We start from the raw sequence: 20,632 nt of genomic DNA, 5'->3' as shown, positions 1-20,632 counted from the left end.
GTGATCTTTAAACCTGCAGCCAGAACGTCACCGGGCCATCGTTCACCAATGCCACCTGCATATCGGCGGCAAACTCACCGGTCTGGGTTTCAATATCCCGTTCCTGGCACTGCCCAACAAAATAGCGGTATAGCCGATCGGCCTCCTGCGGCACCGCACCGCGCGAAAAACTTGGCCGCATGCCTTTCTGGGTATCGGCTACCAGGGTGAACTGCGACACCACCAACAGGCTACCACCAGCCTGCTGAACGTTAAGATTCATCTTGTCATCCTCGTCGCCGAATATGCGATACCCCAGCACCCGCTCACACAGGCGTTGGGCTTTTTGCTCGTTATCGTCCTGCTCAACGCCCAATAACACTAACAAACCGGGGCCAATCTTGCCTACTGTCTGACCTTCTACCGTAACGCTGGCGTTTAATACCCGTTGAATTAACGCAATCATAACGATCCTTCCTGCTCCTCTTTTTGCTGTTTTTCTGCTTTCTGCTGCTGGTAAAGGCGGTGCTCACCCAGCGTAACGGTGATTTCGGCGCCCAATAACACGATACACCAGCTCCAGTAGACCCATAAAAATAAAATCGGGATCACCGCCAGCACGCCGTAGATCAGCTGGTAGGAAGGGAACATGGTGACATACAGCGCAAAAGCTTTCTTACCCAGCTCGAACAACACCCCGGCCACCAGCGCCCCGATCAACGCATCTTTCGCAGGCACGCGTACTGTGGGCACCACGCTGTATAACAACCAGAAAGAGACCCAGGACAGGAGCAGCGGGAAGATGCGCAGCACCTCATCCACCAGGCTGTTAACGCCGCTTTGCGCTAACCAGTTTAGCGACAACAGATAGGAGCTGATCGCCATACTGGCCCCCACCAACAGCGGGCCGAGGGTCAGCACCATCCAGTAAACGGCAAAGGAAACCACTATCGGCCGCTGGTTCTTACTGCGCCAGATGGTGTTCAACACGCTATCCACCGAATAGATCAGCAGCAGCGCGGTGACGATCAGGCCGCAGATCCCCACGGCGGTCATCTTGCTGGAGTTGGCAACAAACTGCTCCAGATATCGTTGCAGCACGTTACCGGCGGCAGGCATAAAGTTGGAGAAAATAAAGCTTTTTAGCTGCACGCTGATATCCGCAAACATCGGGAAAACGGCAAACAGCGCAAACACCACGGTGATCAGCGGCACCAGGGAAAGTAGCGAGACATAGGCCAGATGGCCCGCCAACATGGTCAGGCCATCCTCATCAATACGTTTAATCAGCAACCGCCCGAAGGTTATTCCGGGTTTGATCGACGATGGCAGCTTTTTGCGGCGGAAAAACGACATAGCTTTATCCTAAATGTCAGTCTGGACGCCTTAAGCTTAACGTACGCTGATCATTGAGCAAAATAAGCCGGCACAACCTGGCGATCGATGACGTGTACCGCCTTAATCCCCAGCGCTGCGGCCGCTTCTACGTTCGCCGCCACATCGTCAAAGAATACCGCCTGATCCGCCGGAGTGTTTTCCGCCTTCAGTACGTGCTGATAGATGTTGGCATCGGGTTTGCGCATGCCTAGATCCTGCGACAGATACATGTGGTCGGCCGCTTCAGCGACCTGAGGGTAATGCTGAGGCCAATAATTGCAGTGCAGACGGTTGGTATTCGATAACACCACCACGCGATGCCCTTCGTTGCGCAGACGGTGCATAATCTCGATCACTTCAGGGCGCAGGGCGACAAATACCGCCTGCCAGCCGGTGGCAAACTGCTCGAAACTGAGCGCTATCCCCATCTCTTCACAGAGTTTGGCCGCAAAGTCTTCGTCGCTAATCTCGCCGCGCTCGTGCTGTTGGAATACCTCACCCATGCTAAAACGTTCGGACAACGTCGCCAGCGGTGTGCCGCTCAGGTTGCTCCACACGCCCAGTACACGTTTGAAATCGATATCGACAATCACATTACCTAAATCAAAGATATACAGCATAGTCCTCTCCCATGGGCCAGTGAGATTTCACTGTAACGGGAAAAGTTAAGGCTGAACAGGGAGCAGTGTGAAAAGCGCATGGCGCGCCGCAGAAAGGGGGAAAGACAGAGGAAAAAACTCAGGGCGCTGTGACACGCCCTAAGTATTGCGGATTAAATCGGCGAATTAAGCTTCTTTAGGACCGCGGTTGGCACGCTTACGATCGTTTTCCGTCAGGTGACGCTTACGGATACGGATCGAGATTGGCGTCACTTCTACCAGTTCGTCATCATCGATGAATTCCAGAGCTTGCTCCAGAGACATTTTGATAGCTGGAACCAGGGTAGTCGCTTCATCGGTACCCGATGCGCGCATGTTGGTCAGTTTCTTACCGGTCAGGCAGTTCACGGTCAGGTCGTTAGAACGTGAGTGGATACCGATGATCTGGCCTTCATACACTTCAGCACCGTGGCCCAGGAACAGTTTGCCGCGATCTTGCAGACCGTACAGAGCGAACGCTACCGCTTTGCCCTGGCCGTTAGAGATCAGCACGCCGTTCTGACGCTGGCCCACTTCGCCCGGACGCACATCGTCGTAGTGGCTGAAGGTGGAGTACAGCAGACCGGTACCAGAAGTCATGGTCATGAATTCGTTACGGAAGCCGATCAGGCCACGGCTTGGGATCACGTAGTCAAGACGCACACGGCCCTTGCCATCTGGATCCATGTTTTTCAGGTCAGCTTTACGCTCACCCATCGCCTGCATCACAGAACCCTGGTGCTGTTCTTCGATATCCAGCGTCACGTTCTCGAACGGCTCTTGCTTGCGGCCATCGATTTCACGGAAGATAACTTTCGGACGGGAAACCGCCAGTTCAAAACCTTCACGACGCATGTTTTCGATCAGAACCGACAGGTGAAGCTCACCACGGCCTGAAACACGGAATGCGTCAGCATCTTCGGTTTCTTCAACGCGCAACGCCACGTTGTGTACCAGTTCCTTGTTCAGACGCTCAAGGATTTGGCGTGAAGTCACGAACTTGCCTTCTTTACCACAGAACGGTGAGGTATTGACGTTAAAGAACATGCTTACGGTAGGTTCATCAACCGACAGTGCTGGCAACGCTTCAACCGCGTTCACATCACAAATGGTGTCAGAGATGTTCAGCTCGCCCAGGCCGGTGATGGCAACGATGTCGCCCGCTTCGGCAACGGTGGCTTCGATACGTTCCAGACCCATATGGGTCAGCACTTTGCCGATTTTACCGTTACGGGTTTTGCCTTCGCTGTCGATCAGGGTGATCTGCTGGTTAGGCTTCACTTTACCACGCTTGATACGGCCGATGCCGATAACGCCCACGTAGTTGTTGTAGTCCAGCTGCGAGATCTGCATCTGGAAAGGTGCTTCCAGCTCAACCTGCGGCGCAGAGACGTGATCGACAATCGCCTGGTACAGCGGAGTCATGTCTTCGGCCATATCGTTATGGTCAAGACCAGCGATACCCATCAATGCGGATGCATAGATGATTGGGAAGTCGAGCTGTTCGTCGGTAGCGTCCAGGTTAACGAACAGGTCGAAGACCTGATCCACAACCCAGTCAGGACGCGCGCCAGGGCGGTCAACCTTGTTGATTACCACGATCGGTTTCAGACCATTAGCAAACGCTTTCTTGGTCACGAAACGGGTTTGCGGCATTGGGCCATCCATTGCATCCACAACCAGCAGCACCGAGTCGACCATTGACATCACGCGCTCTACCTCGCCGCCGAAGTCGGCGTGTCCTGGGGTGTCTACGATGTTGATGCGGTAGTCTTTCCAATTAATGGCGGTGTTTTTTGCGAGGATGGTAATCCCACGCTCTTTCTCCAAATCGTTGGAGTCCATTACGCGTTCTGTCGCTTCTGAACGCTCTCCGAAAGTACCGGATTGTTGCAGCAACTTGTCAACCAGGGTGGTCTTACCATGGTCAACGTGGGCAATAATGGCGATGTTACGCAAATTTTCGATCACAGCTTTGCCTCAGGCATTAGAAATAGCGCGCTATTGTACACGTATTAAGCGAGGTACTAAACAAGATCACAACACTCTCTTATAAACAACTGTGTACAGGCTAGTTTGTGATCCCTTTCACGGTGCAAAAAGCAGCAATCGATGATGTTTTGCACCATTCTAGTGCCATACCCCAGGTTATTTGCACCACCATAGTGCATTGCATCGCTAATGGTGCATACTGGCAATGAGCAAAACCCGCACAAACCGGCGATTTTTTCGCTTTTTAAAAGTTGGCACAGTTTTCGCTTTAGTCTACACAGGGCAAAACAGGCCAGTTACACAGATTCGTTCCACGACGATGACAACGATAAATCCGGGAGAGTTAAGTATGTCCGCTGAACACGTTTTGACGATGCTGAATGAGCATGAAGTGAAATTCGTAGACCTGCGTTTCACTGACACCAAGGGTAAAGAGCAGCACGTCACCATCCCTGCCCATCAGGTAAATGCCGACTTCTTCGAAGAAGGTAAAATGTTTGACGGCTCCTCAATCGGTGGTTGGAAGGGCATCAACGAATCTGACATGGTCCTGATGCCAGACGCCAGCACGGCGGTTCTGGATCCGTTCTTCGAAGAGTCTACCCTGATCATTCGTTGTGACATCCTCGAGCCAGGCACCATGCAGGGCTACGATCGTGACCCACGCTCAATCTCCAAGCGTGCTGAAGACTTCCTGCGCTCTTCCGGCATCGCCGATACCGTGCTGTTCGGGCCAGAGCCAGAGTTCTTCCTGTTTGACGACATTCGTTTCGGTAGCAGCATCCGTGGTTCTATGGTTGCTATTGATGATATCGAAGGCGCCTGGAACTCCAGCACCAAACTCGAAGGCGGCAACAAAGGCCACCGTCCAGCGGTCAAAGGCGGTTACTTCCCAGTGCCACCGGTCGACTCTTCACAGGACATCCGTTCTACCATGTGTCTGACCATGGAAGAAATGGGCCTGGTGGTTGAAGCTCACCACCACGAAGTGGCAACCGCAGGTCAGAACGAAGTGGCTACCCGCTTCAACACCATGACCAAGAAAGCCGACGAAATCCAAATCTACAAATACGTGGTTCACAACGTGGCTCACGCATTTGGCAAAACCGCGACCTTCATGCCAAAACCGATGTTCGGCGATAACGGCTCAGGTATGCACTGCCACATGTCACTGTCCAAGAACGGTACCAACCTGTTCGCTGGCGACAAGTACGGCGGCCTGTCTGAAATGGCGCTGTTCTACATTGGCGGCATCATCAAACACGCTAAAGCGATCAACGCCCTGGCCAACCCGACCACCAACTCCTACAAGCGTCTGGTCCCAGGTTACGAAGCGCCGGTTATGCTGGCTTACTCTGCCCGTAACCGCTCTGCGTCTATCCGTATTCCAGTGGTTGCCAGCCCGAAAGCGCGCCGTATCGAAGCTCGTTTCCCGGACCCAGCGGCTAACCCATACCTGTGCTTCGCTGCACTGCTGATGGCTGGCCTGGACGGCGTGATCAACAAGATCCACCCTGGCGATGCCATGGATAAAAACCTGTATGACCTGCCGCCGGAAGAAGAAGCTGAAATTCCAAAAGTGGCTGGCTCACTGGATGAAGCAATGGCCGCACTGAACGAAGACCGTGAATTCCTGACCCGCGGTGGCGTATTCACCGACGACGCGATCGATGCCTACATCGAACTGCGTAAAGAAGAGATGGATCGCGTGCGCATGACGCCACACCCAGTTGAATTCGAACTGTACTACAGCGTTTAAGTCATAGCGTTTAAGCCATACCCGCGCTGTCTACGGATGGCGCATCGCTCGCTATTTATCTAAGCCGTTTTTTTGTTGCCGTGGAAACTTTTAGCCCATCTTCGGATGGGCTTTTTTCTCCACCGTATGTTCTGCAAAACTATTTCATACCGTGATGGTTGCGGATGGAGTAGGATGGATGCACTAAAAAGGTGCAGGAGACTGCTGTATGGCAACCGGCAAGCTGCCCGATGCTGGGCAGATCCTCAATTCTCTCATCAACAGCATTTTGCTGTTGGATGACACACTGGCGATCCACTACGCCAATCCGGCGGCGCAACAGCTGCTGGCACAGAGTTCTCGTAAACTTTTCGGTACACCGCTGCCCGATTTACTTGGCTATTTTTCGCTGAATATCGATCTGATGCGCGAAAGCCTGCATGCCGGCCAAGGCTTTACCGATAACGAAGTGACCCTGGTGGTCGACAGCCGCGCCCATATCCTCTCCTTGACCGCTCAGGCGCTGCCAGAAGGCTTTATTCTGCTGGAGCTGGCCCCAATGGATAATCAACGTCGCCTCAGCCAGGAGCAGTTACAGCACGCTCAACAGGTTGCGGCGCGCGATCTGGTACGCGGTCTGGCCCATGAAATCAAAAATCCGCTCGGCGGTTTGCGGGGTGCTGCGCAGTTACTGGCGAAAGCTTTGCCAGACCCCTCGCTGACGGAATACACCAAGGTGATCATCGAACAGGCCGATCGGCTGCGTAATCTGGTAGATCGCCTGCTAGGGCCGCAGCGCCCCGGCCAACATATTACCCAGAGTATCCATCAGGTAGCGGAACGGGTCTTCCAATTGGTGTCGTTGGAGAAACCCGATAACGTCACGCTGGTGCGTGATTACGACCCTAGCCTGCCGGAACTGGCGCACGATCCCGATCAAATCGAGCAGGTGTTGCTCAATATCACCCGCAACGCATTACAGGCGCTGAGCGAAACCGGTGGCACCATCACGCTGCGCACGCGTACCGCGTTTCAGATCACCCTGCACGGCACCCGCTACCGGCTGGTGGCACGGATCGATGTTGAGGATGACGGCACGGGCGTACCGGCCCAGTTGCAAGACACTCTGTTCTACCCAATGGTCAGCGGCCGCGAAGGCGGTACCGGCCTGGGGTTATCCATCGCCCGTAATCTAATCGATCAGCATTGCGGAAAAATTGAATTTAACAGTTGGCCAGGTCACACCGAATTCTCGGTTTTCCTGCCTATTCGCCAGTGAGGTTTGTGCTATGCAACGAGGGATAGTCTGGATCGTCGATGACGATAGCTCCATCCGCTGGGTGCTAGAGCGTGCGCTCACCGGAGCCGGGGTGAACAGCGTCACCTTCGACAGCGGCAATGCCGTGTTGGAAGCATTGGCCACGCAAACTCCCGACGTGCTGCTATCAGATATCCGCATGCCGGGTATGGATGGCCTGGCGCTGCTCAAGCAGATCAAACAGCGTCACCCGATGCTCCCGGTCATCATAATGACGGCACATTCGGATCTGGACGCGGCGGTTAGCGCCTATCAACAAGGGGCATTCGATTACCTGCCAAAACCCTTTGATATTGATGAGGCCGTTGCTCTGGTAGAACGTGCCATCAGCCACTATCAAGAGCAGCAGCAACCCGCTCGCAGCCAGCCTGCCAACGATCCTGTCGCCGATATTATTGGTGAGGCCCCGGCAATGCAGGATGTGTTCCGCATTATCGGCCGCCTGTCACGTTCCTCCATCAGCGTGCTGATCAACGGGGAGTCGGGAACTGGGAAAGAGCTGGTCGCCCATGCGTTGCATCGCCACAGCCCACGCGTCAAATCTCCGTTTATCGCCCTGAACATGGCCGCGATCCCCAAAGACCTGATCGAATCTGAACTGTTCGGCCATGAGAAAGGGGCGTTTACCGGCGCCAATCAGATCCGTCAGGGCCGTTTTGAACAGGCCGACGGTGGTACGCTGTTCCTGGATGAAATCGGGGATATGCCGCTGGATGTGCAAACCCGCTTGCTGCGCGTATTGGCGGATGGTCAGTTCTATCGCGTGGGTGGCTATGCGCCGGTAAAGGTAGACGTGCGTATCATTGCCGCCACGCACCAGAACCTGGAGTTGCGCGTTCAGGAGGGCAAATTCCGTGAAGATCTGTTCCACCGCCTGAACGTGATCCGCGTACATCTGCCGCCGCTGCGTGAACGCCGTGAGGATATTCCGCGCCTGGCGCGCTATTTCCTTCAGGTGGCCGCAAAAGAGTTGGGGGTGGAGGCGAAGAACCTGCATCCGGAAACCGAAACCGCCCTCACTCGCCTGCCGTGGCCGGGCAACGTACGCCAGTTGGAAAACACCTGCCGCTGGCTGACCGTGATGGCCGCCGGGCAAGAAGTGCTGATCCAGGATCTGCCCTCGGAGCTGTTTGAAACCGCCGCGCCGCAAGCCAGTAGCCACGGCTTGCCGGACAGTTGGGCCACGTTGTTGGCACAGTGGGCCGACCGCGCGTTACGTTCCGGTCATCAAAACCTGTTGTCCGAAGCTCAGCCGGAAATGGAGCGCACTTTGCTCACCACCGCGCTACGGCATACCCAGGGGCACAAGCAGGAAGCTGCCCGCCTGTTGGGATGGGGCCGGAATACCTTAACGCGTAAGCTGAAAGAATTAGGGATGGAGTAAGAGAGGGGCGCTAGATGATTAAAAATACAATCCAGCGCACAAAAAACCAGCGATTTAAGGCTTTTACCGGATATGCGGCAGCAGTATGATCGAAACGCAAACTCAGGAGGCTTTTGATGCTGGATACACTCATCGTCTTTCTTACACAAGGCGCAGACGTCGGCTCTGCCGTCAGCCATTCACCGCAGGCGGCCGTTGCCACGGTGTTGTGCGCCGCACTGATCAATTTCTTCAGTTAACAGGGCGCAGCACGCTGCGCCTCTACACATCCGCCGTGGTGTTGCGCGTCAGATAACCCGGGAGAACTGTTGGGCGCGGGCCTGTTTACGCAGGTAGATATCGAAGCACATGCAGATATTGCGGATCAGCAAGCGCCCACGAGGCGTGACGCGAATGCCATGCTCATCGCGCTCCACCAGCCCGTCACGTTCGAACGGCGCCAGTAATTCCAGATCGGCGGCAAAGTAATCCGCAAACGCAATGCCGTATTGCTGCTCAATCGGTTGATAGGCCAGTTGGAAATTACAGATTAGCGTCTTGATCACATCACGGCGCAGGCAGTCATCTTCCGTCATCGCCAGGCCACGCCACAGGGCGTTCCCCTGCTCTTCCACGTTAGCGTAATACACCTTCAGCTCTTTCTGGTTCTGCGCGTAGCTGTCACCCAGCATGCTGATGGCGGAAACCCCCAGGCCCAGCAGATCGCTGTCCCCTTGGGTGGTATAACCCTGGAAATTGCGGTGCAGCTTGCCTTCGCGCTGGGCAATGGCCAGCTCATCGTTCGGCCGGGCAAAATGGTCCATGCCAATAAACTGATAGCCCGACTCCGTCAGCGAAGCGATCGTTTGCTGCAGAATATCGAGTTTCTGCTGGGCGCTAGGTAGATCGGCGTCCTTGATTTTACGTTGGGCAGCAAACAGGTTCGGCATATGGGCGTAGTTAAATACGCTCAGGCGATCCGGGTTCAGCTCCGCCACCCGTTGTAGGGTGAAGGCAAAACTCTCTGGCGTCTGCTTCGGCAGGCCGTAAATCAGATCGATATTGGTCGAGTTGAAGCCAAGCGCTTTAGCCCGGGCGATCAGGGCAAAAATGAACTCTTCATCCTGCTCGCGGTTAACCAGACGCTGCACTTCTTTATTGAAGTCCTGCACTCCCATGCTGAGGCGGTTGAAGCCTTCGGCACGCAGGTGGTCCAACACGTCCAGCTCGATTTCACGCGGGTCAACTTCGATCGACATCTCCATTGCTGGCTGGAAATCAAAGTGCTGGCGTAGCATGGCGACCAGCCGACTGATTTGCTGCTTATCCAGATAGGTTGGCGTACCGCCGCCCCAATGCAGTTGGCTGACCTTGCGGCCGGCAAACAGAGGGGCACGAGCGATGATTTCCCGCTCCAACACGGCCAGGTATTCATCGGCCTTGTGAGTCTGGCGTGTGACCAGCTTATTGCAGCCGCAGAAATAGCAGAGCTTATGACAGAAGGGAATATGGACATACAGCGACAGCGGGCGCTCAGGGTAGCGCGTAGCCGCGCGTTGGAACGCAGCTTCGTCATAGCCCTGGTTAAACTCCAGCGCCGTGGGGTATGAAGTATAACGCGGGCCTGAATAGTTATATTTTTGGATCAGGGCCAAATCCCAGACAATGGTCTGTTCTGACATGCTTGCTCACTCCTTCCGATATTTTTTCCTACCGGGCCGGGAAATGGGCAGTTGTCTACGCTGTCTGGCCGCGGAAGCGCTGCGAAAACGCGTTTTGCGCTTCGACAGCCGCCACAGTTTACCGAATAACCACAGTAGATAACATGTCAACAGTAGGGCTATTGCCGGGATCAGCCACATAACCGCTTAAAATACGTCTTTCGGGTTACCGCCTTTCAGCAGTTTCAGAATATCTTCCTGCTTCTCTTCCTGCTCTTCGTCGTCTTCATCACCCAGTTCGATGCCCAGCTGTTCCATCAGCGCATCAATACGATCCAGGGTTTGATCAACGTACGCCTGATCTTCCGCGCTCAGCGTGGCGCCTTCATCCAGGCGATCCAGCAAGGCATCCAGACGTTCATCGTTTTCCAGCTTGGTCAGTTCTTCTTCTGGCGTGAGGCGCGGTTTTTCTGCCTTCGGTTTTGGCTGTGGCTTGGTCGCCTTCACTTTAGCGTCGACCACCAGCGCAACCGGCACTTTACTGCCGAGACGAGGATCTTTGGGTTGCGCGCCAGTTTTATTTTTCTGGTTGGCAGACTCAACCTGGGTACGTGAACCGGAAGCCAGGCCACGGCGCTTTTTCAGGCGCTTGCGCTCGCGCGCTTCCTGATCGAGCTCCACACGACTTTTCTTTTTACTTTTTGACGTCGCCGCGCTGCTGCGTGGGCCGCGAGGTGCTTTTGATGGCTGGTTCATGGCTTTTACTCTTAGGTATGTAGATCCAGTATAGAATTGCTATACGGTTGCGGCGGAATCTAGCAGAAAGCAGACAAAGAAAAAAGGCGGCAGGTTAAAACCTGCCGCCTATTTCGCACCTTCACTCGAAGGATATTCCTGCTCCGCGCTCCATGCGCACACTCAACATCCCGGTTTTTCCATCTGCGATAGCCGCGCTCCCTGCTACTACGTCTTTCATCCTGAAAGAAAAAATCATCCGTGCTGCGATCCGTTCGCTTCCACTCTTCCTGAGTGCGCTTCCCGCGGGCGTCCCAATTGCAGTCACTTCATCATCCGTGTACTATTCGTGCGCTCCGGCACCAATAGTTTCAATTCCATCTGACATCATCCTGGTACTCATTACACTGCCTGTGTATTCCCTGAGATTTTTCACCCTTCCTGGATGTTCCTGTTTCCTTGGCCTCCTGCCTTGCAACCTACTTTACGCTTTTATGGGATGTGCTCAAGATACCTACAGGTGGCTTACGACGATCTTTTACTTAACGAAATTACAATGCCCTGTTTTATAACAAATAAAATATTTACAGCTTTCGAATAAAGCGACATTACCCCCAATTCGAATAGTCAATGTCTCACACGGCGGTCGACCTTTTGCCACAAGGGCTCAGTGGTTAAAACGCTTAATAACCGAGAAACACACCCTTTTAGCGCTGATGCAGTTATAATCGCCCACCAGATAGCCATCCTCACGGAGACGAAAATTTTGACCAGCAAGAACTACAATTACCATGTGACCCATTTCGTCACCAGTGCACCCGATATTCGCCACCTACCGGGGGATGAAGGTATTGAAGTTGCGTTCGCCGGCCGTTCCAACGCCGGTAAGTCCAGCGCACTGAATACCCTGACCAATCAGAAAGGCCTGGCACGTACCAGTAAAACGCCGGGGCGTACCCAGCTGATTAACCTGTTCGAGGTCGAAGAAGGCATTCGCCTGGTCGACCTGCCAGGCTATGGCTATGCCGAAGTGCCGGAAGAGATGAAGAAGAAATGGCAGCGGGCGCTGGGTGAATATCTGCAAATGCGTAACTGCCTGAAAGGCCTGGTGGTGCTGATGGATATTCGTCATCCGCTCAAAGACCTGGACCAACAGATGATCCAGTGGGCCGTCGACGTTGGCACGCCAGTGCTGGTCCTGCTGACCAAGGCCGATAAGCTGGCCTCTGGTGCCCGCAAGGCACAACTCAATATGGTGCGTGAGGCCGTGCTGCCATTTATGGGTGATATTCAGGTGGAAGCCTTCTCGTCACCGAAAAAGATCGGTGTCGATAAACTGAGCCAGAAGTTGAATACCTGGTTTAACGAGATCCCACCGGAAGTGCTGCCGGAAGACGATATCGGCGGGGAATGATAACCGCTGCGGGTATTTCGTAGTGGGCCGCATGCAGAGCCGATGCTAAAACATCGGCTTTTTTACGCCCGTTATCACCCTACACGAGGCCGCATTTCGTTATCTAATTACAATTTTGACTAAAAGCCATCATAAAAACTTATGGTAGATAGTGCGCTGTCAGGAGATACATGCAGATAAATCAGCCAAAGGAACGGCAGGAGAAGAGCAGGCGGGGATAACGAAAATCGATGCTTTTGCTTTGTTTTTACAATAAAAAACGCCCCAGTCAATACTGACTGGGGCGGCTAAATATTCAGCCAAATCCGATTACGTGAAGTAAAAGGTCTGAAAGATAGAACATCTTACCTCTGTACCCTACGTCTGTAACTCTACATCATTTTTTCACGCTGCAAAAGAATTTTTTGTAGTTTACTTACACGATCCGGGCACTAACAACGCCAATTTAGTCGAAACAATCACCGAAGGATGTTGCTCAATTACCAAAAGTGCTTAGGTTTTCGCCAGTTAGCGAAAACTGGCCATAATGTATCACCCAGGGTAATCAGTGAGCCTCATCCCAGTTTTTACCTACACCGATGTCCACCCGCAGCGGAACAGCCAGCTGCATACTGTTTTCCATTAACTCATGAATGCGCAGGCTGGCCTCTTCGATGGCGGACTCGTGGATTTCAAACACCAGTTCATCGTGTACCTGCATAATCATGCGCACCAGCGGCTTCTCAGGCCCTTGCAGCCAGGCATCCACCTCAATCATCGCACGTTTGATGATATCCGCAGCAGTGCCCTGCATAGGGGCGTTAATCGCCGCTCTCTCGGCCGCCTTGCGACGCATACCGTTACTGGAGCGAACGTCCGGCAGATACAACCGGCGGCCATCCAGCGTGCTGACGTAGCCCTGCTCGGCGGCCTGCTGACGGGTGCGCTCCATATACTCCAGCACGCCAGGGTAGCGCTCGAAGTACAGATCCATATAGCGCTGCGCTTCGCCGCGCGGGATCCCCAACTGGCGAGCCAAACCAAATGCGCTCATGCCGTAAATCAGACCAAAGTTAATCGCCTTGGCACTGCGACGCTGTTCGTTGGTGACCTTCTCCAACGCCAGACCAAAGACTTCTGCCGCCGTTGCCCGGTGTATGTCCTTACCTTCAGCAAACGCTGTGAGCAAGCCTTCGTCCTGCGATAAATGGGCCATGATGCGCAGTTCAATCTGCGAGTAGTCCGCCGCGACAATACGGTAACCCTCAGGCGCAATAAATGCCTGACGGATACGGCGCCCTTCATCGTTACGTACCGGAATGTTTTGCAGGTTTGGATCGCTGGATGACAGGCGACCGGTGGCGGTGACGGCTTGGTGATAGGAAGTATGCACCCGCCCGCTAACCGGGTTGATCATCAACGGCAGTTTGTCGGTATAGGTGGTTTTCAGCTTCGCCAGACCACGGTATTCCAGGATCACTTTCGGCAGCGGATAATCCAGCGCCAACTCGGCCAGCACTTCCTCATTGGTTGAAGGAGCACCGCCAGGGGTCTTTTTCAGCACCGGCAGCTTTTGCTTTTCATACAAAATGGCCTGCAACTGCTTGGTCGAGGCCAGATTGAACGGCTCTTCTGCCAATTCATGGGCCTGCACTTCAAGCTCGCCGAGGCGCTTGGTCAACTCAATGGAGTGAGCAGCCAGAATGTTAGGATCGATCAGCACCCCGGTGCGTTCGATATGGGAAAGCACCGGCAACAGCGGCATTTCAATCTCATTGAATACCGTCAGCAGGCCTTCACTCTCTTTCAACTGCGGCCACATCGCCAAATGCAGCTGTAGCGTAACGTCGGCATCTTCTGCCGCATAAGGGCCCGCCTCTTCAAGGGCGATCTGGTTAAAGGTTAACTGTTTTTTGCCTTTGCCCGCGATCTCTTCGAAGGTAATGGTTTTATGGCCCAGGTAGCGATCGGCCAGGCTATCCATATCGTGACGGCCACTGACGCTGTCGAGTACGTAGGACTCCAGCATGGTGTCGTAGGCGATACCGCGTAGATCGATGTCATAGCGGGCCAGCAGGCTTTTATCGAACTTCAGGTTCTGCCCCACCTTCAAAGCCTTTTCGTCTTCCAGCAGCGGCTTCAGGATGGCCAGCACGTGGTTACGATCCAGCTGTGGGGGAGCATCCAGATAATCGTGTGCAACCGGCAGGTACGCCGCCACGCCAGGCTCAATGGCGAAGGACAGACCGATCAGGTTAGCCGTCAGGGTATCCAGGCCGTCAGTTTCGGTATCGAAGGCGAAAACTTCGGCCTGTTTCAGGCGCTGCATCCAATCGGCGAAGGTTTCCTCATCCAGAATGGTGACGTAACCTTCCTGCGACAGGGTAGGCTCTGCGGTGGCTCTTGGTGCTTCTACCGTTGAGGCTGGCTTGGCTGCAGCGCTGGCCTTACGACCTGACCCTTTGTTTTCTAACCAGGTCCCGGCTTCTACATCGGCCATCCAGCGTTTGAACTCGTAGCGCTTAAACAGTGCCTGCAGCTGATCGACATCCGGCGGGCTCACTTCCAGCTCACTGCATTTCAGATCCAGTTCAACATCGGTTTTGATCGTCGCCAGTTTGTAAGAGAGGTAGGCCACCTCTTTGTTCTGCTCCAGCTTGGCCGCCATGGTCTTGGCACCGCGGAAGCTCAGCGTGGCAATGCTATCCAGATTGGCATAGAGCTGATCCAGGCCCCCTAACCCTTGCAACAGCGCCTGGGCCGTTTTCTCACCCACCCCAGGTACGCCAGGGATGTTATCTGACGAATCCCCCATCAGCGCCAGGAAATCGATGATCAGTTCAGGAGGAATACCGTATTTATCACAGACCTCCTGCGGGCCGAGGATGGTGTTGTTCATGGTATTGATCAGGGTGACATTCGGTGTCACCAACTGAGCCATGTCTTTGTCACCGGTGCTGATCAACACGGCATGACCCGCTTTCTCAGCCTCCAGCGCCAAGGTGCCGATTACGTCATCGGCCTCTACGCCAGGTGTAACCAGCAACGTTAACCCCATGGCTTTAACCATCTGGTGCAGCGGTTCGATCTGCGCTCGCAAATCGTCCGGCATCGGTGGCCGATGTGATTTATATTCGGCAAACAGCTCGTCACGGAAGGTCTTCCCTTTGGCATCAAACACCACCGCCACATGGCTGGGGGTATACTGCAACAGCAGGCTGCGCAGCATGTTCAGCACACCGTACATCGCTCCCGTCGGCTCACCGACCGAGTTTGTCAGCGGTGGGAAGGCGTGGTAGGCGCGGTAAAGGTAAGAGGAACCATCCACCAGGATTAATGGGTTTTCTGCAATCTGGGCCATAACGTTTCTTTTTCGTGAAAAGGACTGGGGTAAGCATGCCATAGCTAGCCGCTGGTGACGAACCTTAGCGTGCAATATGGCCAAATTAGATGAGATCCTGTGAAGCGATCCGCAAGATCCTGCCTGTGGATAACTTTGTGCATAGTTTAGCAACTGAATTATAACGAAGGTAATATCGTTATAATGGAGAATAAAATTCCTAGACAAATCACACTGTTGAAAGAGGGGGTTGGCGGTTTTGCTATTTATCGTGTTTCAGTTAATTTGTGGATATAACTGGGGCCGGAGTTTAATCGCACGTTTAATCAATTTAGGCACCTCAATGACCATAGCACAAGATTGAAAATCTGCACGCCAACGGCTAACAACTGGCAATTTCTACCAGGTTAAAATCGCTTACTTATAGCCGCGTATTCTTGGCCAGGATTCTGTTAAAATATTTTTTTGTTGGTACGTACTGACGTATCTAACGATGTTTCCTTCAACCGTCAGCACTAAACCCATGCCAAAATTGCTAGCCCCTGTTATTTTTATCTTTTCTGCGCTGCTTGCCATTGGCGTAACGATGCTGTGCTCCATCCCCATTGTTTTGGCCGGTATCATTAAGCTTTTGATCCCCACACCCGCCGTTTGGCGATACATTTCAGCCTTTGCTGACCTGATGATGTGGTGCTGGTGCCAATGCCTGGCAGTATTGTTACGAATTAATCCACGCCTACAGTGGGACATTCAAGGGCTGCACGGGCTGGAGAAAAAGAATTGGTATTTGCTGATCAGCAACCATAAAAGCTGGTCGGACATTGTGGTGCTGTGTGTGTTATTCCGTCACCATATACCTATGAATAAGTACTTCCTGAAACAGCAACTGGCCTGGATCCCCTTCGTCGGCCTGGCCTGCTGGGCGTTGGATATGCCCTTTATGAAGCGCTACTCGCGGGCCTATCTGCACAGACATCCAGAGAAAAGCGGGCAGGATATCGAAACCACACGGCGTTCCTGCGACAAGTTTCGCCTGCGCCCGACCACCATCGTCAATTTCGTTGAGGGCTCTCGTTTCACCGAGGCCAAGAAAATTAAAACCCGTTCACCCTACCGCAATTTGCTCGCCCCGAAAGCTGCCGGGATCGCCTTTACGCTTAGCGCGCTTGGTCAGCAATTTGATAAGATCCTGAATGTCACCCTGTGCTATCCGGATAACCGTGAGCATCCCTTTAGGGATATGTTATGTGGCCGCTTGCAAAGGGTTGTCGTCAGGATTGAATGCCTACCGATTGATGAGTCGCTGCACGGGGATTACTTCAATGACAAACTGTTTAAACGTAAATTCCAGATTTGGCTGAATACGTTGTGGCAGGAAAAAGATGGTTTGCTGGACAGGCTCAAGCGTGAATAAGTTAAAAAAAACGCCGGATTAACCGGCGTTGATTTTTTGCTGCGGCTTACTTTTGTTCGGTCAGGAATTTAACGACATCAGCAAATTGCTTGACGTAAACGTCCATGCTGCTGGTATCCAGTCCATCGTTTTTCACCATGTATTTGCCATTAACAAATACCGCTGGCACGCCACGCAGTTGCAAATCTTCTGCCGCTTTCTCTTGCTGAGCCACCAGAGATTTCACCACGAAGCTGTTTAAAGCCGCGTCATAGTCTTCACCTGCTACGCCTGCATTGACGAATACCTTGCGGATATCGTCAGGCGTTTGCACGGTTTGAGTTTTCTGAATCGCTTCAAACATTGGCTGAGTAATTTTGTCTTCTACACCCAGAGCCATGGCAACTGCCCAGGCCTGAGTTAATTGCTTACCCAATGGACCCAGGAATTCCACATGGTATTTGGTCATCTTGGTGCCTTCAGGCAGCGCTTTTTTGACCGCATCAGAAATATGGTATGTCTCTTCAAACTGGTAGCAGTGCGGGCAGTAGAAAGAGAAGAACTCCAGCACCTGTGGTTCGCCAGTTACCGGCTTATCCAAAGTGATGTATTGCGTACCGTCACTGAATTGCGCAGCGGAGGCACTGAATGCCATCACCATACCAACGAGTGCCAACCAAATTTTTTTCATAACACTAAACTCTCCATTATGTTAATGCTTCAATACATTGGCATGAGCTGCAGAGGGGGTTCCTGCAACAGCTTAACCTGTTCAGTAAATGCCGCAGTCTGAGATAACCAGAAATCAGACTCCGCCATCCACGGGAAACTTTTTGGAAACGCGGGATCCTGCCAACGGCGCGCTACCCATGCCAGGTAATACACCATGCGCATGGCCCGCAAGGGTTCGATCAACGCCAACTCGCGCTGATCAAATTCGGCAAATTCGCCATAGGCCTCCAGCAGGATATCCAGCTGCATCAGCCGATCGCGACGTTCGCCGTGTAACAACATCCACAAATCCTGTATTGCCGGCCCGTTGCGTGCATCGTCAAGATCGACGAACAGCGGACCATCACGCCACAAGATATTGCCTGGGTGGCAATCGCCATGCAAACGCAGCGGTTGCCAATCCAGTTGCCAGTGCGGTTTGATAGCGTCAATCAACGTATCCGTAGCCCGCAGGAAAGTCTCGCGCTGGGCCTTGGGAACTAAATCACAGCTGGCCAGAACCTGCCGGGGCTCTGTGAGATACTCTTCAATGCCAATGGTCGGCCGCTCGGTAAACAGGCTTTCGCTACCCACCTGGTGGATGCGGCCAAGAAAACGCCCGACCCACTCCAGCTGTTCCAGATTATCGATCTCGTACTGTCGGCCACCGACGCTCGGAAATACGGTAAAGAAAAAGCCTGCATGGGTGTGCAGCGTATTTCCCTGTAATACCAGCGGCGCGACCGCCGGAATTTCGTTGTGCGACAAATCCAGCGCGAACCGGTGTTCTTCACCGATTTGCTCTGCACTCCAGCGTTCTGGGCGATAAAATTTCACCACGTAACGCCGACGATCTTCGTCCATAAACTGGTATACGCGGTTTTCATAGCTGTTGAGCGCCGTCAGCCCTGAATCAACACGCAAACCTATCCCTTCCAGCGCATCCATTATCAGATCGGGAGAAAGGGTTTCAAAATTAAATGCAGAGTTGTTCATAACAACCGTTCAGTTCGCCAGATGACAACAGCGTGCCAAGAATAAGAAAGAGTAGCACTAATCACCGCCACTGATGATCGCACCGCATGAATGCTAATCTTTTATCACGCCACGGGCACGCAGCAACGCCGTTTTAAAGTCTTCTTCGTAGTCTTTCTTCAAGCCTGGGATCTGTTCTGTGCCCGCACTGCCGCGCATTTTCAGATGATAGATCAAGATATCATCGCTCAGATCGCCTAACTCACCCTGAAAACCCGCTTCCTGTGCCAGCTTTTGCAGAAACTGAATCAGGTTGAGATCGGGATCCTGCTGCCAGGCCGGGTGCAAAAGCTCAATCAGTTCGTTTACGCGATGCGTTTTCATAGCAACATATCATCCAATGAAGTGATAAACCCACAAAGTAGCAGGCTTGACTACGTAGTGAAAGAACCAGCGTGTCAATAAAGGTAAATCATGATGTCTGAACAGGTTTAGCGCTACAATCAGGGCATTGGAGAGGGGTTGGATGATGACTATGCATGCAAATATAACCGGCGTTATTCTGGCCGGTGGGCGCTCTACCCGCATGGGAGGGAAAGATAAAGGATTGGTGCAAGTGGGGGATAAAACTCTGTACCAGCACGTCCTGGGCCGATTAACACCACAAGTGAGCCAGGTGATCATCAGTGCCAATCGCAATCAGCAATGCTATCAGCAAAGCGGCTTAGAGGTCGTCGGCGATCTGACGGCAGATTACCCTGGCCCCTTAGCCGGTATATTGGCTGGCCTCACTTATGCCAACACACCATGGATTGTCTGCGCCCCCTGCGATGTACCCGACTTCCCTCTCAACCTGGTAGAACAGCTTTGGCTGCATAAAGGCAATGCCCTGGCCACCTATGCTTGTGATGGCGAACGTGAGCATCCTACCTTCACTTTACTGCATACTAGTCTGACAGAGGAACTCACCCGTTATCTAGCCCGGGGGGAACGCAAATTGATGCTGTTCATGGCGGCTGTCGGTGCACAACAGGTGGTGTTCCGTGGGCAGCAAGACGCCTTCCGTAATTTGAATACCCCGGAAGATTGCCAACAGTGGCAGCAGGAAAAGGGGGGCGATCAATGACGGAGTTATTGCCACCCTTGCTGGCTATCGCCGCCTATAGCGGCACAGGTAAAACCACGCTGCTTAAGCAATTGATCCCACTATTAAAACAGCAACAGGTGCGCGTTGGCCTGATCAAGCATACCCACCATGATATGGATGTTGATACGCCTGGTAAGGACAGCTATGAACTGCGCAAGGCCGGTGCAGACCAGACGCTGGTTGCCAGCGATCGGCGCTGGGCATTAATGACCGAAACACCTGAACAACAGCCTTTAGATCTCCAGTATCTGGCTGGCAGATTCGATCGCAGCAAGGTGGATTTGATCCTGGTGGAAGGGTTCAAGTATGAACAGATCAGCAAAATTGTTCTCTATCGCGAGGAAGTCGGTAAACCGCTTGCAGATATGTTGGATCAGCACGTCATTGCCGTCGCCAGCGATAGGAAGATAGAAGGTGTTGCGCCGTTACTTGATATCAACCAGCCTGAAACGATCGCTGGGTTTATTGTTCAATGGCTGAAGCAGACAAAGGCATAGTCTCTCCCCTCACCCTAACCCTCTCCTTTAGTGAGAGGGAACCGATCGAGTCCGCTGGTATTCCTCTGAACTTCTTATCTTTCTGATTACTCATCACTGCCGAAACGGCATGGGTTCATCACAGGTTCCGACTTGCCGAAGCTGCACTCGCTTATCCACAACGCCGGACGGCTCCCTCTCCCTCACACGGGGGTTCAGTTGTTCTCGGCTGGTACTCTGGGAGAGGGTGGGGGTGAGGGGTATTTCCATTTCCGACCCATAGCAAAAAGGCCATCCTTGCGGATGGCCTCTTGGCTTAATTGATGCCTGGCAGTGTCCTACTCTCGCATGGGGAGACCCCACACTACCATCGGCGCTACGGCGTTTCACTTCTGA

General features: G+C 53.2%; 19 protein-coding genes. 8 read left to right on the top strand and 11 right to left on the bottom strand.

The window, feature by feature from the left end:
- Positions 1–7: 7 nt before the first annotated feature.
- The 4 genes from dtd to typA all read right to left on the bottom strand — a co-directional run bounded on the left by dtd (position 8) and on the right by typA (position 3,965).
- Positions 8–445, bottom strand: coding sequence for a D-aminoacyl-tRNA deacylase (dtd, locus tag ACMV5H_RS21210; RefSeq protein WP_414822410.1), 438 nt, complete (start codon positions 443–445; stop codon positions 8–10).
- Positions 442–1,335 (bottom strand): virulence factor BrkB family protein, encoded by an 894-nt coding sequence (locus ACMV5H_RS21205; protein ID WP_209523658.1) that lies wholly within the window; start codon positions 1,333–1,335, stop codon positions 442–444. The genes dtd and ACMV5H_RS21205 overlap by 4 nt, the downstream gene beginning before the upstream one ends.
- A 50-nt stretch (positions 1,336–1,385) precedes the next feature.
- A complete protein-coding gene (yihX, locus tag ACMV5H_RS21200) occupies positions 1,386–1,976 on the bottom strand; it encodes a glucose-1-phosphatase (protein WP_024482960.1) in 591 nt (196 codons plus the stop codon).
- Positions 1,977–2,141: 165 nt separating this feature from the next.
- Entirely contained in the window at positions 2,142–3,965 is a 1,824-nt protein-coding gene (typA, locus tag ACMV5H_RS21195; protein WP_059199303.1) for a ribosome-dependent GTPase TypA, read from the bottom strand.
- 370 nt (positions 3,966–4,335) lie between these two features.
- Between typA and glnA the strand changes: the two genes are divergently transcribed.
- The 4 genes from glnA to ACMV5H_RS21175 all read left to right on the top strand — a co-directional run bounded on the left by glnA (position 4,336) and on the right by ACMV5H_RS21175 (position 8,665).
- The gene (gene glnA, locus ACMV5H_RS21190) at positions 4,336–5,745 is read left to right on the top strand and encodes a glutamate--ammonia ligase (protein WP_024482962.1); all 1,410 of its coding nucleotides are present in this window, start codon (positions 4,336–4,338) and stop codon (positions 5,743–5,745) included.
- 208 nt (positions 5,746–5,953) lie between these two features.
- On the top strand, positions 5,954–7,003 hold the full coding sequence (glnL, locus tag ACMV5H_RS21185; RefSeq protein WP_414822409.1) for a nitrogen regulation protein NR(II): 1,050 nt from the start codon (positions 5,954–5,956) through the stop codon (positions 7,001–7,003).
- A 10-nt stretch (positions 7,004–7,013) separates the two neighbouring features.
- Positions 7,014–8,426: a nitrogen regulation protein NR(I) gene (gene glnG, locus ACMV5H_RS21180; RefSeq protein ID WP_024527821.1), complete on the top strand. Its 1,413-nt coding sequence runs from the start codon at positions 7,014–7,016 to the stop codon at positions 8,424–8,426.
- 116 nt (positions 8,427–8,542) lie between these two features.
- Positions 8,543–8,665, top strand: a complete 123-nt coding sequence (locus ACMV5H_RS21175) for a YshB family small membrane protein (RefSeq protein ID WP_137751101.1) — start codon at positions 8,543–8,545, stop codon at positions 8,663–8,665.
- 48 nt (positions 8,666–8,713) lie between these two features.
- Here ACMV5H_RS21175 and hemN read toward each other — a convergent pair whose 3' ends face one another.
- Both hemN and yihI read right to left on the bottom strand, forming a co-directional pair.
- Positions 8,714–10,087: an oxygen-independent coproporphyrinogen III oxidase gene (gene hemN, locus ACMV5H_RS21170; RefSeq protein WP_094983256.1), complete on the bottom strand. Its 1,374-nt coding sequence runs from the start codon at positions 10,085–10,087 to the stop codon at positions 8,714–8,716.
- Positions 10,088–10,273: 186 nt separating this feature from the next.
- Positions 10,274–10,822: a Der GTPase-activating protein YihI gene (gene yihI, locus ACMV5H_RS21165; RefSeq protein WP_024527819.1), complete on the bottom strand. Its 549-nt coding sequence runs from the start codon at positions 10,820–10,822 to the stop codon at positions 10,274–10,276.
- 745 nt (positions 10,823–11,567) lie between these two features.
- Here yihI and yihA point away from each other — a divergent pair.
- The gene (gene yihA / locus ACMV5H_RS21160; protein ID WP_024482967.1) at positions 11,568–12,215 is read left to right on the top strand and encodes a ribosome biogenesis GTP-binding protein YihA/YsxC; all 648 of its coding nucleotides are present in this window, start codon (positions 11,568–11,570) and stop codon (positions 12,213–12,215) included.
- A 544-nt stretch (positions 12,216–12,759) separates the two neighbouring features.
- On the opposite strand, the gene polA is transcribed toward yihA, so the two are convergent.
- Both polA and ACMV5H_RS21150 read right to left on the bottom strand, forming a co-directional pair.
- The gene (gene polA / locus ACMV5H_RS21155; RefSeq protein ID WP_414822408.1) at positions 12,760–15,555 is read right to left on the bottom strand and encodes a DNA polymerase I; all 2,796 of its coding nucleotides are present in this window, start codon (positions 15,553–15,555) and stop codon (positions 12,760–12,762) included.
- A 396-nt stretch (positions 15,556–15,951) separates the two neighbouring features.
- On the bottom strand, positions 15,952–16,197 hold the full coding sequence (locus tag ACMV5H_RS21150) for a hypothetical protein (protein WP_414822435.1): 246 nt from the start codon (positions 16,195–16,197) through the stop codon (positions 15,952–15,954).
- On the opposite strand from ACMV5H_RS21150, the gene ACMV5H_RS21145 reads away from it, so the two are divergent.
- The gene (locus ACMV5H_RS21145) at positions 16,082–16,948 is read left to right on the top strand and encodes an acyltransferase (protein WP_414822432.1); all 867 of its coding nucleotides are present in this window, start codon (positions 16,082–16,084) and stop codon (positions 16,946–16,948) included. The genes ACMV5H_RS21150 and ACMV5H_RS21145 overlap by 116 nt on opposite strands.
- A 46-nt stretch (positions 16,949–16,994) precedes the next feature.
- Here the strand turns inward: ACMV5H_RS21145 and dsbA are convergent, their stop codons facing one another.
- The 3 genes from dsbA to ACMV5H_RS21130 form a co-directional block, all read right to left on the bottom strand.
- Entirely contained in the window at positions 16,995–17,618 is a 624-nt protein-coding gene (dsbA, locus tag ACMV5H_RS21140) for a thiol:disulfide interchange protein DsbA (protein WP_024482970.1), read from the bottom strand.
- 29 nt (positions 17,619–17,647) lie between these two features.
- Positions 17,648–18,634, bottom strand: a complete 987-nt coding sequence (locus tag ACMV5H_RS21135; protein ID WP_071683787.1) for a serine/threonine protein kinase — start codon at positions 18,632–18,634, stop codon at positions 17,648–17,650.
- A 93-nt stretch (positions 18,635–18,727) separates the two neighbouring features.
- Positions 18,728–18,997 carry a YihD family protein gene (locus tag ACMV5H_RS21130; protein ID WP_059199298.1) on the bottom strand — a complete coding sequence of 90 codons (270 nt, stop codon included), beginning with the start codon at positions 18,995–18,997 and terminating at the stop codon, positions 18,728–18,730.
- 151 nt (positions 18,998–19,148) lie between these two features.
- Here ACMV5H_RS21130 and mobA point away from each other — a divergent pair, with 151 nt between their 5' ends.
- Positions 19,149–19,739, top strand: coding sequence for a molybdenum cofactor guanylyltransferase MobA (gene mobA, locus ACMV5H_RS21125; RefSeq protein ID WP_414822407.1), 591 nt, complete (start codon positions 19,149–19,151; stop codon positions 19,737–19,739).
- A complete protein-coding gene (mobB, locus tag ACMV5H_RS21120) occupies positions 19,736–20,257 on the top strand; it encodes a molybdopterin-guanine dinucleotide biosynthesis protein MobB (protein WP_414822406.1) in 522 nt (173 codons plus the stop codon). Before mobA ends, mobB begins: the two co-directional genes overlap by 4 nt.
- Positions 20,258–20,632 lie beyond the last annotated feature (375 nt).

It is taken from the genome of Serratia sp. N21D137 (genome assembly GCF_047530005.1).
In the GTDB taxonomy this organism is placed as follows: domain Bacteria; phylum Pseudomonadota; class Gammaproteobacteria; order Enterobacterales; family Enterobacteriaceae; genus Chania; species Chania fonticola_B.
Note: the sequence above shows the minus strand (reverse complement) of the source record. Positions and strands in the feature narration are given on the sequence as shown.

What these genes read in the sequence shown, in the direction of transcription:
- glnL (WP_414822409.1), top strand. Translation starts at nt 5,954, where the DNA reads ATGGCAACCGGCAAGCTGCCCGATGCTGGGCAGATCCTCAATTCTCTC.
- dtd (WP_414822410.1), bottom strand. Translation starts at nt 445, where the DNA reads ATGATTGCGTTAATTCAACGGGTATTAAACGCCAGCGTTACGGTAGAA.
- glnA (WP_024482962.1), top strand. Translation starts at nt 4,336, where the DNA reads ATGTCCGCTGAACACGTTTTGACGATGCTGAATGAGCATGAAGTGAAA.
- ACMV5H_RS21135 (WP_071683787.1), bottom strand. Translation starts at nt 18,634, where the DNA reads ATGAACAACTCTGCATTTAATTTTGAAACCCTTTCTCCCGATCTGATA.
- mobA (WP_414822407.1), top strand. Translation starts at nt 19,149, where the DNA reads ATGCATGCAAATATAACCGGCGTTATTCTGGCCGGTGGGCGCTCTACC.
- yihX (WP_024482960.1), bottom strand. Translation starts at nt 1,976, where the DNA reads ATGCTGTATATCTTTGATTTAGGTAATGTGATTGTCGATATCGATTTC.
- ACMV5H_RS21205 (WP_209523658.1), bottom strand. Translation starts at nt 1,335, where the DNA reads ATGTCGTTTTTCCGCCGCAAAAAGCTGCCATCGTCGATCAAACCCGGA.
- hemN (WP_094983256.1), bottom strand. Translation starts at nt 10,087, where the DNA reads ATGTCAGAACAGACCATTGTCTGGGATTTGGCCCTGATCCAAAAATAT.
- dsbA (WP_024482970.1), bottom strand. Translation starts at nt 17,618, where the DNA reads ATGAAAAAAATTTGGTTGGCACTCGTTGGTATGGTGATGGCATTCAGT.
- polA (WP_414822408.1), bottom strand. Translation starts at nt 15,555, where the DNA reads ATGGCCCAGATTGCAGAAAACCCATTAATCCTGGTGGATGGTTCCTCT.
- glnG (WP_024527821.1), top strand. Translation starts at nt 7,014, where the DNA reads ATGCAACGAGGGATAGTCTGGATCGTCGATGACGATAGCTCCATCCGC.
- yihI (WP_024527819.1), bottom strand. Translation starts at nt 10,822, where the DNA reads ATGAACCAGCCATCAAAAGCACCTCGCGGCCCACGCAGCAGCGCGGCG.
- ACMV5H_RS21175 (WP_137751101.1), top strand. Translation starts at nt 8,543, where the DNA reads ATGCTGGATACACTCATCGTCTTTCTTACACAAGGCGCAGACGTCGGC.
- ACMV5H_RS21150 (WP_414822435.1), bottom strand. Translation starts at nt 16,197, where the DNA reads ATGTATCGCCAAACGGCGGGTGTGGGGATCAAAAGCTTAATGATACCG.
- ACMV5H_RS21130 (WP_059199298.1), bottom strand. Translation starts at nt 18,997, where the DNA reads ATGAAAACGCATCGCGTAAACGAACTGATTGAGCTTTTGCACCCGGCC.
- mobB (WP_414822406.1), top strand. Translation starts at nt 19,736, where the DNA reads ATGACGGAGTTATTGCCACCCTTGCTGGCTATCGCCGCCTATAGCGGC.